Origin of the sequence: Kerstersia sp., from assembly GCF_052103615.1 — a bacterium.
Taxonomy (GTDB): Bacteria; Pseudomonadota; Gammaproteobacteria; order Burkholderiales; family Burkholderiaceae_B; genus Kerstersia.
In genome coordinates, this window is sequence record NZ_JBQEKA010000090.1 from 1 (window position 1) to 12,397 (window position 12,397).

Consider the following 12,397-nt stretch of genomic DNA (forward strand, 5'->3'; position numbering starts at 1 on the left):
AGGGTTTCCAGGTGCGGTGTGGTCTCGCTATTGACGCTAATGCCGGCGGCGCAGTGGAAAGCTTCCGTGGCTTGCGGGAATTTCAGGCGCGCGTCGCGGCGCGCCTGATCGCCGCGCGGCTGGCCGACCAGGGCGCGCGTGCTGGTATAGGCCAGCTCGTCGGTATCGAATTTTGGTGTGCCCGGCTGTGGCGGCGCGGGCAGCAGGGCGAGGCTGTCTGGCAGGCTTTCGATGGGCAGATAGCCGCGCATCAAACCGTGATGCAGCGAGGCTTCGCCAATACTGGCCGGATCCGTGGGGGGCGCTTTGCCCGTGGTGCTACAGGCGGACAGGGCCAGCAGGCTGGTCAGGACGAGCGCGATGGGGGCAGGGTGGCGAATTTTCATGATGGGTCTCGGCAGAAGTCGGCTCAGGAGTGGGGGAGGATGCCTGCGTGTCCGCAGGCATCCTGTCTGGCGGCTTGAATGGCGGCCTGAATGGCGGTTGGTGCGATCAGGTATAGACTTCAGTGAACGAGGGAACGAGGTCGCCGGTGTGGTAGAAAATCCCGCTGCCGAGCATGTCTTCCGTCCAGGTGGTCACCGGGCGGTCCGGCTGGGCCAGGTAGCCCAAGCCGGCAAAGGTTTCGTTGCGGTTGCCGCTGGGGTCGAAGAAATAAATCGTCTCGCCGCGCGTGATGCCGTGACGCGTGGGCGCCACGTCGATACGCACCTTGTTCTTGGCCATGATGTCGGCTGACTTCAGCACGTCATGCCAGGAGTCCAGGAAGTAGGCGATATGGTGCAGGCCGCTGGTCGGGCCGCCGACGAAGGCGATGTCGTGCGGCGTGGTGGTGCAGGCCATCCAGGTCGCGGCCTGGATGCTGTGGTCGGGGCCGGCCAGCACTTGCTCGGTCGTGAAAAAGCCCAGGACTTCCTGCATGAAGCGCGTATTGGCTTCAACCGTATTGATGCCGGCTTCCGGGTTCAGTTCGCACATCAGCAGACAGTGATCCAGCCAGTGCACGCCGCAGCCCTTCAGGCCATCGGGCCAGGGGTCGGGGTTCAGCGAACCCACGCCCGTGCCGGCAAATTCCTTGTCGGCGTACAGGCGCAGGTCATGGCCGCTGGGCAACTGGAATTGCAGCTGACGGCCAGTGAAGGGCAGGGCGCCGGCCGGAATCATGGTCGTGCGCAGGCCCCAGGCTTCGATGCTGGCTTGCAGCTCGTCGAGCACGGCGTCATTGCGGACTTTATAGGCCAGGTGGTTCAGGCCGCCCTGGTCTGCCTGGGTGAGGATCAGCGAGTACTTGTCCCACTCGTCCCAGCATTTCAGATAGACGTGGCCGGCGTCGTCCTGGTGCACGACTTGCAGGCCCAGCACGTCCTGATAGTGATGAATGGCCGCCTGCATGTCCATGACTTTCAGACTGGCGTGGCCGATACGCAATACGGGGCTGCTCATAGTTGTCTCCTTGTCTTTCTGGTCTTTCTGATTTGGGCCGGGGCCAGGCCCCGGTTAACTGCCTGATATGGCCCTGGCGGGCCGGGTCAGGACAGCGCCAGCGCGGCGCTGTCCTGCAATTCAAAAACGGGAGGCGCCGCAGCGGCCACGGGGCCGGTTGCGGCAGGAACGGCGGTCGCGCAGGTATCGCCGGACGCCGGCGGGGCGCTGGCGTCCGTTGCTGGCGGGCAGTTGCCAGGCGCGGGGCAGGGCGGACGGCAAAAGGGCTTGCGCAGCAGCGGGCTGACTTCCAGCACCACCGCTTCGACAGGCGCCACGCGGCAGGCCAGGGTGTAGCCCTGAGCTTCTTCTTCCTGGCTGACATGGGCGCGGCTGACCGGCCCCAGCGCCCGCACGCTGCCCTCGATGATCTTGACTTTGCAGACACCGCAGCCGCCGCTGACGCACCCGACAGGGATTCCCTTGCGGCCGAGTTTCAGCATGCCCTTGAGCAGGCTTTCTTCCAGCGAGCACGGGTACGTTTCGTCGGACTGCACGACGCGAACGGGCACTTTTTTGCAAGGGGTCAGCGGCAGCATAGATGTCTCCTTCTGTTGCGGCATGGCGCGGTATGTTCCGCGTTTCCATGGAGGTTCAAGATTCGATACCGGCCTAAATGCGCTTGAACAACGCGCTGCGGACATTATTGGCATCTGCGGCCGAGAGGAATTTCTCGGTGTAGATGTCACGTTCAAACAGCCGGCCTTGCATCAAGGTGCCGATACAGGCCTCTATCATCGGGGGCGGCCCGCACAGGTAGGCTTTGCGGCCGGAAAAGTCGCCGCCCAGATGTTGCTGGGCCACATCGTGAACAAAGCCGCGCGGGCCGGCCCAATCCGAATCCGTCGGCTCGTCCGAGAGGGCGGCGACATATTCGAAGTTGGGGTAGCGCTGCGCCAGATCGCGGAATTCCTGGTCGTAATACAGCTCGGCCCGGTTGCGCTGGCCATAGACCAGCGTGATGCGATGGTCGCAGCCGCTTTCCAGCAGCTCCAGAATCATGGAGCGCGGGCTGGAGAGGCCGGAGCCGCCTGCCATGAACAGCATGGGCATGGCGGCCGAACGGCGCACGAAAAAGCGCCCATAGGGGCCGCTGATATCGAGCTGCTGGCCTTCTTCCAGGCTTTCGTGCAGCCAGGCGGTACCGGTGCCGCCTGGAATACGGCGCACATTCAGTTCAATTTCCGTGGCCTTGCCGCTGGCATCCGGCGGGTTGGCGATCGAGAAGGCGCGTGTGCCTTCGATGCCGGGAATGTGAACCTGGACATACTGGCCAGCCTGATACTCGATGGGGGTATCGAGTTTCAGGTGGATGGCCTTGATGGTGGGCGTGAGGGTTTCGATGCGGGTAACGGTCCCGGCGAAGTCGCGCACCGGAATGATGCGCGCGTCCGGGTCCTCGTCAACGTCCGCTTCGATCACGGCGTCGGATTCCAGGGTCGCGCAGCAGGCCAGGGTTTTGCCTTCGTCGCGCTCAAAGTCCATCAGTGCGAACGGGTTGGCGTTGCCATGATCTACATCCCCTTCGGCCACATCGACTTTGCAAGTGCCGCACAGGCCATGCCCGCAGGCATGCGGAATGTAAATGCCCTGGCGCAAAGCGGCATCTAGCAAGGTCTGGCCTTCTTCCACGTCGATGGTGGCGCCCAGGGGTTCTATCGTCAGCTGATAGCTCATGTTTGCTTCTCCTGTACTGTCTGCGCGTCGCTTAGCTGTGGCTGCCGGCGATCCCCGTCAGCCCAGGTGTGCGAAAGCGGATGACATCCTTGTGGCCGATGCCGTTGTCCGCCAGGCTGCGCTCGGCCTGAGGCTGCCAGGCTTGGCCGTCTTTCAGCCATTCGACCTTGTCCCAGTCGATCTGGGCGAAGTCAGGGTGCTGGCTGTAGATGGTCGGCAGGATGCTGTCGCGCAAGGCGGCGAACGGCGTCTCCGGCGGCACCGGCAGGCAGACCGGCGAGCAGAAGGACATATGGCCATCCCAGCCGATATACAGCAGCGGCGCGGGGAAGCGTTCCACCGAATCGCGCGGCGGGAAGTCATAGGGGGCAAGCGTGCGCAATGTCATGGTCAATCTCCTCGTCAAACGCTGCGGCCAGTCCAGCTGGCGAAGTTCTTCTGGTCGGGCGAACCTTCGAATTCCATGTTGTCCACGCCTTGCTGGATGCCATACCAGTCAAGCACCGCGGCCAGCGGATCGAAGCCTTCGGCGGTGGGGTCCACATCGGGCTTGAAGCAATTGCCCTGGTAGATCTGGTGCACCGGCAGCCAGGACTGGATGAACTTTTGCGGTTCCTTGTCGAAGACATGCTTGCAGCCGTCGCTGCAGAAGTGGAACTTCTGGCCCAGGTAGCTGCTTTCGCGGTAGCAGATTTCCGTGGGGTTGCCCGGCTCGGTGAAAGCCATGGGGACCTGGCAGGTGTTGCACAGCATGGGCAGCGCGTTGTTGTAGAAGCGCTTGCCTTCCTGTTGCAGCTTGCGGTAATGCAGCAGGCGCGGACGGTAGAGTTTGTCGAAGGTGTCGGGGTACTTCTGCGACAGCCAGTCCAGTTCCTCGTCTTCGGGAACCCAGGTGTGCATGGCGGCCGCGCCGCAGTAGTTGTAGAAAATATTCCAGGCCTGGTGGCTCAGGTGGTCCTTTTCTTCCATGGCCTGCTTCCAGCCCAGCGGCTCGCGGATGCCATAACGAGCCAGGTCGCGGAACAGGGCGCCGCCATTGGCCTCGCCGTACATTTCCCAGGCTTCCTTCCAGCTCATGACGCGCTTGGGCAGCATGTAGTCCTGCATCATGGCGACCAGCGTCAGCACGCGGTAGCCGCGCCAGAACCATTTGTCGATCCAGCCCTGCACGATGGGCACGTTGGCCGGGTCCTGTTCCAGCATGAACTTGATGCACTCGATGCCCAGCGTCATGTGGCGCGATTCGTCCGATTGCGCCGAGAAGCCGAAGGTCACGGTGGACAGGTCGCCGTTGTGCGCCGCGCCGGACATGAAGGGCACGAAGAGCAGGTTGGTCAGCACATACTCGAAGGAGAAGCTGATGGCCGTCAGGAACTCGAAGGGGCCGGAAGTCAGCGAATCCTCGAAGAAGGATTTGGGCACGGACAGGTACCAGACGCGGTCGAACCACTGGTTCGAGTTGTGCATGCCGTTGAAGTACTTGTTGTAGTGCGACAGGGCGTGCGTTTCCGTCTGGAAGTGGCGCAGCTCGTCAATGGCCTGCATTTGCGTGGCCACGCGGGCGCCTTCGCCGGTGAAGTGGCGGCCCAGGTGCGCAAACCCGCGGTAGGCGTAGTACTCCAGCGGCGTCACGCCTTGGATGAAGAGCTTGAGCGCATTGATATAGCGGGCGTCAGAGACGCTCAGCTGGCCGTTGTTCTGGGCAAAGGCCTCGATCACGGCGTAGAGCTTCTTTTCCTTTTCGCCCTGGTATTTCCAGTAGGCGTCCATGGTCAGGCGGAAGGGGTCTTCCCACTTGTCCCAATCATGAATCTTGATGCCTTCGAACTTGTCGTAGGGGAAAACCTTGTCCATCGGCTGGTAGCTGGTTTCCCAGCCCAGGCCGCGGGTCATGGCGGCGTAGCGCTCTTTCAGGCCGAGTTTCTTGCGGGTCACTCTGGTATCCATGTGTCGTCTCCGTTTCTGTCTGTTTTTGGCAGGAAGGCTCAGGCGCCCCAGCTCAGTGTCAATTGGTCGTCGTCCTCGTCGATGTTGCCCGAGAGCGTGACAAGGTTGACGTGCATCTGCTGCAGGTCATACGGCTGGCCCGTATGTTCTTCAATCGTGGCGCGTTGAATGCTCAGGCGCCCCGGCGCGTCGATTTTGACCAGGCCTGGCGAATAGACTGCGCTGGCGTGGGGGTTGTCCTGCAGGATGGCGTCAACCACCGGGCGGGACTCCTCATTGGCCTGGAAAGCGATGAAAACGTTGGAGGTTGTGCTGGTCATGGCGTAGGTCTCGGGTCAGTTCAGGGAGAGGCCGATCTTGGCCATGCGGGCGTTGAGTTCGTCGCTGGCGGCTTGCAGGGCGGCGGCGCCCTGGTCTTCCATGGCCAGCTTGGCGACAGGCGCCAGCACTTCCTGGGCGCGGGCGCCGTGGCGAGCCAGCCATTCCTGCAAGTGGGCTTTGTTTTCGGCGGACTCGGTTGCCATGACTTTCACGACGGCATCGGTCCAGCGGGCCGATTCCTTGTGCCATTCGGGCATGAAGACGGTCAGCATGGCCAGCGGCGTGCCGCCTTGCTGGGACACATAGCCGTCGATGTACTGGCTGTAGATCAGCGGGTAGAGCAGGCCGTCGAGCACAACGTTCTGCAGCACGAACAGCTCGACCGGATCCATGATGATGAAAGAGTCTTCCAGGAAGCGGCGCAGGGGCTGCCAGGCAGGCGCTTCCAGCCAGTCGGCCTTGCCAGCATCCAGCAGCGAGGTTTCCGTGCCCATCAGCAGGCCCAGGCGGGTCAGGTACTGGGCGGCGCCCAGATGATCCATGGCATGCATCAGAACCGGAGCGGAAAAGGCCGTGCCGTAGCTGCGGCTACAGATGCTGCAGTTGTTCATGTTGCCGCCCCAGGACACATGGCGCAGCGGCATCAGGGTGGCCGCGACATTGGCGCGCAGCGCATCGGGCATCATGTCCAGCAGTTCGCGAGATTCCACGAACTGATAGTTGGCATCCATGGCTTCCTGCTGGCGCGCGCGGGCCATGGTCCAGGTAGCGTAGTAGAACTGGCGCGGGTCGCGCAGCGTGTTCCAGTCCGCCATGCGGATGGCGGTGCGGCGCTGGTCGAACAGCTCGTATTCGGGTTCCCAGGTGGCGCGGTAGTGGAAGTTTTCCGTGGGCTGCGTGCTCAGGATGGCTTCCAGGTAGCGCGATGCGGGTTTGTCGCCGGTATAGGCCTGGACACGGTCGAAGGTCTGGCGCAGAGGCTGGATCTCGCGTGCCTGTAAATCAATGTTCATGCTGGTCTCCTATTGTTGTCGGTATGGCTGCATGGTGGGTTCAGTCTTCTTCCTCGTCTTCGCGCGGCGGAAGCATTTCCACATGATTGGCCTCGCAGAAGGCCTGGAAGTCCGGGGGCAACAGAATCAGTTCAACGACCAATTCCTGCCAGCCCACGGAAAATTCAAATTCGATAAATCCGTTATCACGCTGGCCGGTGACCCTGACATAGCGCTTGCTCAGGTCAACGGCGGGCAACGGGATGGACGTGTCGTCTGTCGTCAGGGCACTCATGGCAATTTTTCCTTTTTGGCTGTCTGTTCCTGCTTTCTTGCAATAAGCGTGCCAGCTCCCTGGAATATCGATAAAACGAGGGTAAGCCCCTAAAAAGGGGATCCCGGAAGCGGGTTTTAAAGGGCTGAAAAGAGAATCGTATTCATTTGATCTGCGGCCATTTAGCGCGCATTGCAGCGCATCATGATGAGATGATGAATTCAGCGGCGGGGGATGAATGAATTCCGTATCAGGGAAAACAGCAGGATGCATACGGACCCCAAAAAACGATAATCAGGCGCATAAATATCGATAAAAATAGAGACATGCCCGATTCCAATACCCCAGTTTTCCCGTCCGACAGGGACTTGCGCCGCTTGCTGCGCTTTTCCCGCATGGATGGCCGGATCTGGCTGGCCGGCCAGCGCATGCTGCTCATGCATGTGAATACGCTGCGCGCCATGCGCAAGGAGATCATCCAAAGTTTTGGTTTGGAACAGGCGCGCGCCTTGCTGACCCGGGCCGGTTATTCGGCCGGTGAGCAGGACGGCTTGCTGGCGCGCCAGGTGCGGCCGGACCAGGGCGTGTTCGAGACATTTGCCATAGGCCCGCAGTTGCACATGCTGGAAGGGGCGGTGCAGGTTGAACCGCTGGTGTTTGATTACCAGCCGCATGCCGACCCGGCCAAGCGCCACTTTCATGCCATTTTCAATTGGTCCTACAGCTGGGAGGCCGAAACACATGTGCAGGAATACGGGCCTCAGGAAGATCCGGCCTGTTGGATGCAGCTGGGATATGCCTCGGGCTATTCCACTGCGTTTTTCCAGCAGCCAGTGCTTTTCAAAGAAGTGCGATGTACGGCCTGCGGGCATGCGCATTGCCAGATCGAAGGCCGTTTCCTGCATGAATGGCCAGCGGCGCAGCGCGATGCGGTGAACCACGAACCGGTATCGGTGGAACAGACCGTGACGGCTTTGCGCCAGGAAGTCGAAGCCTTGCGCGGGCAGTTGGATCAGAGCCGCCAGCGCACGCAGCTGGTGGGCCAGTCACCGGCGTTTGAGCGCGCCTTCATGCTGCTGCAGCGGGCCGCGCCCACGCAAGTGACGGTGCTGCTGACCGGCCCTACCGGTGTCGGCAAAGAACAATTCGCCCGCGCCTTGCACGCCATGAGCGACCGCGCCGAACAGCCGTTTGTGGCCATCAACTGCGCGGCATTGCCGGCGGATCTGATTGAAAGCGAGTTGTTCGGCGTGGAAAAGGGGGCATATACCGGCGCGGTGCAGACGCGTCTGGGCCGGTTTGAACGCGCCGATGGTGGCACCCTGTTCCTGGATGAACTGGGCGAATTGCCGCTGGCGGCCCAGGCCAAGCTATTGCGGGTCTTGCAGCAGGGCGAGATAGAAAAACTGGGCGGCACGGAAGTCCGCAAGGTCAATGTGCGCGTGGTGGCTGCCACCAACGTCGATCTGGAAAAGGCTGTGGAAGCGGGCACGTTCCGCCGCGACCTGCTGTACCGGCTGAATATCTACCCGATCCAGATCCCGTCGCTGTGCGAGCGTCTGGATGACATTCCGCTCTTGGCCAGACACATGCTTGAGCAGTACAGCACCTTGCATGGCAAACGCTTGTCCGGTTTCACCGGCCCGGCCATGGCAGCCCTGTGCAATCACGATTGGCCGGGCAATGTCCGCGAGCTGGCCAACCTGATCGAACGCGGGGTGATTCTCACGCCGCCGGAGCAGCCCATTGACGCGGGCACCTTGTTTCCGTCGCTGGAAATGCCTTTGACGGATCATCTGGCCGCCTCGGGCCAGCTGGCTTCTGCCGATGATGAAACCAGCGAAGGGGATGCTCAGACCTTATCCCAGCCCGGCAGCCTGCAAAGCGCCAGCGGTGTGTATTACCTGTTGCAAAAGCAGGGCCTGGGTCTGGAAGATCTGGAAGGGCTGTTATTGCAGGAAGCGCTGGCCCAGGCGGGCGGGAATATGGCGGCAGCCGCGCGCGCCCTGAAAATGACCCGTCCCCAGCTAAGCTACCGCTTGTCCCGCATCCGTTGCAAAGGAGAGGAATAAGGCATGTCGAAGCGATCGTTCCTGTCACATTTGACTGCGGCGCTGGAGTGCGGCGAGGGGGATGATGAACTGCGTACCCTGACCGAACAGACCTATGCGCGGCTGCGGGCCGATATCATCGAAGGGCATTTGCAGCCCGGCAGCAAACTGCGCATAGATCATTTGCGGGGGCAGTATGGCGTCAGCGCGGGCACGCTGCGCGAAGCCCTGACGCGGCTGGTGAGCGATGCCCTGGTTACCGCGGAGGGGCAGCGGGGGTTCACGGTGTCCCCCATCGCGCTGGAGGATCTGGAAGATTTGACGCGTTTGCGCGTGCATATCGAAACCCATGCCCTGCGCCTGGCTATTCGCCATGGCGATAGCGCCTGGCGCCAGGGGCTGGAGGCGAGTTTCGCTGCCTTGTCCGAGTTCGAGCAGCCCCTGACTCTGGCGCGCCGGCGCCAGTGGGAAATCCTCAATGCCCGTTTTCATGAAGCCTTGCTGGCGGGCCATGAATCGCCCTGGACTCGCCGCGTGCTGCGCCTGCTGACGCGCCATGGCGAACGTTACCGCTGCTTTGCCATGCAGATGCCGGGCATGACGCGTGACGTGCATCTTGAGCACAAGGGCATCTTCGAACTGGCCATGGCGGGAGAGGATGCTAGGGCGGCGCTGGCGCTGGAAGCGCATATCTGCGCGACGCCTTATTCCCTGATGCGGGCCTTGCGTGAGGGCAGTATCGTGTTACCCGGCAATACGGCCGAGCGCGGTATGGCGGTGCCACACAGCTAGCCCTGGCGGCGGCCGCTGGGGGACTGGGCCGCTGCGGCGCTCAGGGCGCCAGCGCCTGCCAGACCATCTGGACGCACAACAGCGCCATGGTGATGCGGAAACCCAGCCGGAAATAGCGTTCCGGCATGTTGTCCAGCAGTTTGGTGCCGATGTAGGTGCCCAGGACGCCGCTGGCTATCATGCAGGCCAGCAGAAACGCCCATTGGGCGTAGGCAAAGCCCAGGAAACCGAAAGCCAGGATTTTCAGGCCGTGCTGCACGCTCAGGCAGGCGGCATGCGTGGCCACCAGCCGCTGCTTGGTCAGGCCGATGGCGGCGAGAAAGGCCGCCACCAGCGGGCCGGTCGCGCCGACAATCATGGTGGCAAAGCTCGTCAGCGCGCCGCCGGTCAGCAGGTAAGTTTTTCCTGGCGGGCTGGGCGGCGGCTTTTTGCCGAAGACCGCCCACAGAATGAAGGCTGCCAGCAATAGTTTGGCGGCGCGTTCCGGGATATGGGCGGCTACCGGGCTGCCCAGCGCGATGCCGACTACGCTGCCTACGGAAAACCACAAGACCAGCGGCCAGATCACGTATTGCCGCTGAATGGCCGTGCGGCCCAGGTTGGAGCCCATTTGGACGATGCCGTGCGCGGGCAGCACACTGCTGACCGGCAGCCCGGCCGCCATGATGGCCAGCATGGCGACCCCGCCGCCCAGCCCCATGGCGGAGGTCAGCGCGGAGGTGAAAAAGCTGGCGAAGATCAATAACACAGCGAAGAACTGCGAAACGTCTGGAGGCAGGCCGATTCCGTCCAGCATACGGGTCAGCCCAAGACCGCCTGGCCTGCCTCGCGCAGCAGCGCTGCGGTTTCGTACAAGGGCAGGCCCATGACGCCGCTGTAGCTGCCGTCCAGCCGTTCGATAAAGACCGATGCCAGGCCTTGAATGCCGTAGGCGCCGGCTTTTCCCTGGGCTTCGCCGCTATCGCAATAGGCTTGGATTTCGGCGTCGCTCAAGGATTTCATCCAGACCTGCGAGACGGATTCCTGTTCGTGGGTGATGCCGCTGCGCGGATCGTGCAGGGCCAGCCAGCTGCGCACGTCATGGCGCGTGCCGGACAGGCTGCGCAGGATGCGCGCGGCATCGGCGGCATCTGCCGGTTTGCCCAGCAGGACGTCGCCCAGCGAGACCGAGGTATCCGCGCACAGGATCAGCCCTGGCGGCAAGCCTTGCTGCGCAGCCCAGGCCACGGCGCGCCGGGTTTTGTCCAGCGTGGTGCGCCGGGCATAGTCGCGCACGTTTTCATTGGCCAGGCGGGGTTCGTCTTCACCGGGGGGCGAGGGGACGCGCAGCACGGTATGCGCCACGCCGATCTGGGCCAGCAATTCGGTGCGCCTCGGGCTGGCCGATGCCAGATACAGCGGCAGTGCTGGCGCGGTGCGTAGGGATGGGCTGGCGGGAGCTGTCATGGCGGCGGGTAGTGGGCGGCGGGTAAGGAGTGGGCGGGTGGAAGGCCGCCTGGGTCAGCTGCGGTGATACGGGTGGTTCTGCAGAATGGTCCAGGCACGGTAGAGCTGTTCGGCTAGCATGACGCGCACGAAAGGATGGGGCAGCGTCAGCGAGGACAGGCGCAGCGCCAGGTGGCCGCGTTGTTTCAGGCTGGCGTCCAGGCCATCCGGGCCGCCGATGATAAAGGCGACATCGCGTCCTTCCTGGCGCCATTCCTGCATGGCCTGGGACAGCTTCATGGTGGTGTAGTCGCGGCCATGCTCGTCGAGGATGACCAGCGTGCATTGCGGGGGCAGAGCGGCCTCGATGCGGCGGGCTTCCGCCTCCATCATCTGTGCGGGCGTTTTGCCGCCGCTGCGGGGCTCAGGCTTGATTTCCCGCAGAATCAGCGGGAAATCCGCCGGCATGCGCTTGGCGTATTCGTTCCAGCCGGTTTCGATCCAGTCAGGCATGCGCTGGCCGACGGCCAGGATATGTAGTTTCACGGCGATGGCGCGGCAGCGGCGCAGGCGCTGCACGGAAAGAAGGGCGCCGTTCGCGGGCCAGGCCGCAACGGCGCGGGTGTTGAGAGAACTCAGGCGTCCTGATCCAGGCCCGCATGCAGGGAACTGGGGGCGATGGGCACCGGGCGGGTCGATTCCGGCAGCAGTTTGACTTGCACCGGCTTGTCGCCCCAGATTTCTTCCAGGTTGTAGTACTGGCGGATGGCCGGTTGCATGATATGAACGACGATATCGCCCAGATCGACCAGCACCCATTCGCCGGTTTCCATGCCTTCTTCGGCCAGCACGGGAATGTTCAGTTGGCGCGCGCAATCGCCGACGCTTTTGGCCAGCGCGCGCGTCTGACGGTTGGAGGAGGCGGAGGTGATGATGACACGGTCAAACAACCCGGTCAGATGGGTGGTATTGAATACCTTGATGTCCTGTGCCTTGACGTCTTCCAGAGCGTCAAGCACGGCACGTTGCAGTTTTTGTATATCCATGCGGGAAATATAGCGCGATCAGATGCAGTGTGGCTGCGGGAAAGAGGCGTTTTGCCGGAATGATACGTTCAGTGAGGCCTGCCGCTGCCAGGATTGGCAGTTTCAGGCCGGGCTGGCGTCACGATACAGCTTATGGGTGTTGATATAGTCGGCCACGGCGGGCGCAACCAGGTCTTGCAAGGAGGCGCCGCGCGCCTGGCGCGCCCGGATATCGGATGCCGAAACCGGCAGCGGCGCGAAGGGAATTTCTTCGAGCTTGCGCTGATGCGCGGCCAGCCAGTCCGCCAGCTCAGGGGGCGGCGTCAGCACGGAGCCGGGCCGCTGCGCCACGGCCAGGTCGATGCGGGCGACAATCTCCTGCCATTCGTGCCAGGTACAGAAATTCACGAG

14 protein-coding genes and 2 pseudogenes are annotated in these 12,397 nt (G+C 62.6%); 2 read left to right on the forward strand and 14 right to left on the reverse strand.

Features of this window, described 5'->3' with window-relative positions:
* The 9 genes and pseudogenes from ACTJGZ_RS13920 to ACTJGZ_RS13960 all read right to left on the reverse strand — a co-directional run.
* Window positions 1-386, reverse strand: a pseudogene (locus tag ACTJGZ_RS13920) (acid phosphatase); the annotation flags it as partial.
* Window positions 387-492: 106 nt separating this feature from the next.
* Window positions 493-1,443: a catechol 2,3-dioxygenase gene (locus ACTJGZ_RS13925; RefSeq protein ID WP_441663508.1), complete on the reverse strand. Its 951-nt coding sequence runs from the start codon at window positions 1,441-1,443 to the stop codon at window positions 493-495.
* 248 nt (window positions 1,444-1,691) lie between these two features.
* Window positions 1,692-2,021, reverse strand: a pseudogene (locus ACTJGZ_RS13930) (2Fe-2S iron-sulfur cluster binding domain-containing protein); the annotation flags it as partial.
* A gap of 73 nt (window positions 2,022-2,094) precedes the next feature.
* Window positions 2,095-3,159 carry an NADH:ubiquinone reductase (Na(+)-transporting) subunit F gene (locus ACTJGZ_RS13935; protein ID WP_441663509.1) on the reverse strand — a complete coding sequence of 355 codons (1,065 nt, stop codon included), beginning with the start codon at window positions 3,157-3,159 and terminating at the stop codon, window positions 2,095-2,097.
* 31 nt (window positions 3,160-3,190) lie between these two features.
* Window positions 3,191-3,547: a phenol hydroxylase subunit P4 gene (locus ACTJGZ_RS13940; protein WP_441663510.1), complete on the reverse strand. Its 357-nt coding sequence runs from the start codon at window positions 3,545-3,547 to the stop codon at window positions 3,191-3,193.
* 14 nt (window positions 3,548-3,561) lie between these two features.
* Window positions 3,562-5,106 (reverse strand): aromatic/alkene/methane monooxygenase hydroxylase/oxygenase subunit alpha, encoded by a 1,545-nt coding sequence (locus ACTJGZ_RS13945; protein ID WP_441663511.1) that lies wholly within the window; start codon window positions 5,104-5,106, stop codon window positions 3,562-3,564.
* A 38-nt stretch (window positions 5,107-5,144) separates the two neighbouring features.
* Window positions 5,145-5,426, reverse strand: a complete 282-nt coding sequence (locus tag ACTJGZ_RS13950) for an MmoB/DmpM family protein (RefSeq protein ID WP_441663512.1) — start codon at window positions 5,424-5,426, stop codon at window positions 5,145-5,147.
* 15 nt (window positions 5,427-5,441) lie between these two features.
* Window positions 5,442-6,440: a phenol hydroxylase gene (locus tag ACTJGZ_RS13955; RefSeq protein ID WP_441663513.1), complete on the reverse strand. Its 999-nt coding sequence runs from the start codon at window positions 6,438-6,440 to the stop codon at window positions 5,442-5,444.
* A gap of 40 nt (window positions 6,441-6,480) precedes the next feature.
* A complete protein-coding gene (locus tag ACTJGZ_RS13960) occupies window positions 6,481-6,714 on the reverse strand; it encodes a phenol hydroxylase subunit (RefSeq protein WP_441663514.1) in 234 nt (77 codons plus the stop codon).
* Window positions 6,715-7,019: 305 nt separating this feature from the next.
* Here ACTJGZ_RS13960 and ACTJGZ_RS13965 point away from each other — a divergent pair, with 305 nt between their 5' ends.
* Both ACTJGZ_RS13965 and ACTJGZ_RS13970 read left to right on the forward strand, forming a co-directional pair.
* A complete protein-coding gene (locus ACTJGZ_RS13965) occupies window positions 7,020-8,765 on the forward strand; it encodes a sigma 54-interacting transcriptional regulator (protein WP_441663515.1) in 1,746 nt (581 codons plus the stop codon).
* A 3-nt stretch (window positions 8,766-8,768) separates the two neighbouring features.
* Window positions 8,769-9,536: a GntR family transcriptional regulator gene (locus ACTJGZ_RS13970; RefSeq protein WP_441663516.1), complete on the forward strand. Its 768-nt coding sequence runs from the start codon at window positions 8,769-8,771 to the stop codon at window positions 9,534-9,536.
* A gap of 40 nt (window positions 9,537-9,576) precedes the next feature.
* Here ACTJGZ_RS13970 and ACTJGZ_RS13975 read toward each other — a convergent pair whose 3' ends face one another.
* The 5 genes from ACTJGZ_RS13975 to ACTJGZ_RS13995 form a co-directional block, all read right to left on the reverse strand.
* Window positions 9,577-10,332 carry a sulfite exporter TauE/SafE family protein gene (locus tag ACTJGZ_RS13975; protein ID WP_441663517.1) on the reverse strand — a complete coding sequence of 252 codons (756 nt, stop codon included), beginning with the start codon at window positions 10,330-10,332 and terminating at the stop codon, window positions 9,577-9,579.
* Window positions 10,333-10,337: 5 nt separating this feature from the next.
* Window positions 10,338-10,982 carry a Maf family protein gene (locus tag ACTJGZ_RS13980; protein ID WP_441663518.1) on the reverse strand — a complete coding sequence of 215 codons (645 nt, stop codon included), beginning with the start codon at window positions 10,980-10,982 and terminating at the stop codon, window positions 10,338-10,340.
* Window positions 10,983-11,036: 54 nt separating this feature from the next.
* Window positions 11,037-11,507 (reverse strand): 23S rRNA (pseudouridine(1915)-N(3))-methyltransferase RlmH, encoded by a 471-nt coding sequence (rlmH, locus tag ACTJGZ_RS13985; protein ID WP_441663519.1) that lies wholly within the window; start codon window positions 11,505-11,507, stop codon window positions 11,037-11,039.
* 89 nt (window positions 11,508-11,596) lie between these two features.
* Window positions 11,597-12,007 carry a ribosome silencing factor gene (rsfS, locus tag ACTJGZ_RS13990; RefSeq protein ID WP_441663520.1) on the reverse strand — a complete coding sequence of 137 codons (411 nt, stop codon included), beginning with the start codon at window positions 12,005-12,007 and terminating at the stop codon, window positions 11,597-11,599.
* Between the two features lie 102 nt (window positions 12,008-12,109).
* Window positions 12,110-12,397, reverse strand: a 288-nt coding sequence (locus tag ACTJGZ_RS13995; protein ID WP_441663521.1) for a nicotinate-nicotinamide nucleotide adenylyltransferase, incomplete at its 5' end; no start/stop codon positions are given.

What these genes read in the sequence shown, in the direction of transcription:
- ACTJGZ_RS13925 (WP_441663508.1), bottom strand. Translation starts at nt 1,443, where the DNA reads ATGAGCAGCCCCGTATTGCGTATCGGCCACGCCAGTCTGAAAGTCATG.
- ACTJGZ_RS13935 (WP_441663509.1), bottom strand. Translation starts at nt 3,159, where the DNA reads ATGAGCTATCAGCTGACGATAGAACCCCTGGGCGCCACCATCGACGTG.
- ACTJGZ_RS13940 (WP_441663510.1), bottom strand. Translation starts at nt 3,547, where the DNA reads ATGACATTGCGCACGCTTGCCCCCTATGACTTCCCGCCGCGCGATTCG.
- ACTJGZ_RS13945 (WP_441663511.1), bottom strand. Translation starts at nt 5,106, where the DNA reads ATGGATACCAGAGTGACCCGCAAGAAACTCGGCCTGAAAGAGCGCTAC.
- ACTJGZ_RS13950 (WP_441663512.1), bottom strand. Translation starts at nt 5,426, where the DNA reads ATGACCAGCACAACCTCCAACGTTTTCATCGCTTTCCAGGCCAATGAG.
- ACTJGZ_RS13955 (WP_441663513.1), bottom strand. Translation starts at nt 6,440, where the DNA reads ATGAACATTGATTTACAGGCACGCGAGATCCAGCCTCTGCGCCAGACC.
- ACTJGZ_RS13960 (WP_441663514.1), bottom strand. Translation starts at nt 6,714, where the DNA reads ATGAGTGCCCTGACGACAGACGACACGTCCATCCCGTTGCCCGCCGTT.
- ACTJGZ_RS13965 (WP_441663515.1), top strand. Translation starts at nt 7,020, where the DNA reads ATGCCCGATTCCAATACCCCAGTTTTCCCGTCCGACAGGGACTTGCGC.
- ACTJGZ_RS13970 (WP_441663516.1), top strand. Translation starts at nt 8,769, where the DNA reads ATGTCGAAGCGATCGTTCCTGTCACATTTGACTGCGGCGCTGGAGTGC.
- ACTJGZ_RS13975 (WP_441663517.1), bottom strand. Translation starts at nt 10,332, where the DNA reads ATGCTGGACGGAATCGGCCTGCCTCCAGACGTTTCGCAGTTCTTCGCT.
- ACTJGZ_RS13980 (WP_441663518.1), bottom strand. Translation starts at nt 10,982, where the DNA reads ATGACAGCTCCCGCCAGCCCATCCCTACGCACCGCGCCAGCACTGCCG.
- rsfS (WP_441663520.1), bottom strand. Translation starts at nt 12,007, where the DNA reads ATGGATATACAAAAACTGCAACGTGCCGTGCTTGACGCTCTGGAAGAC.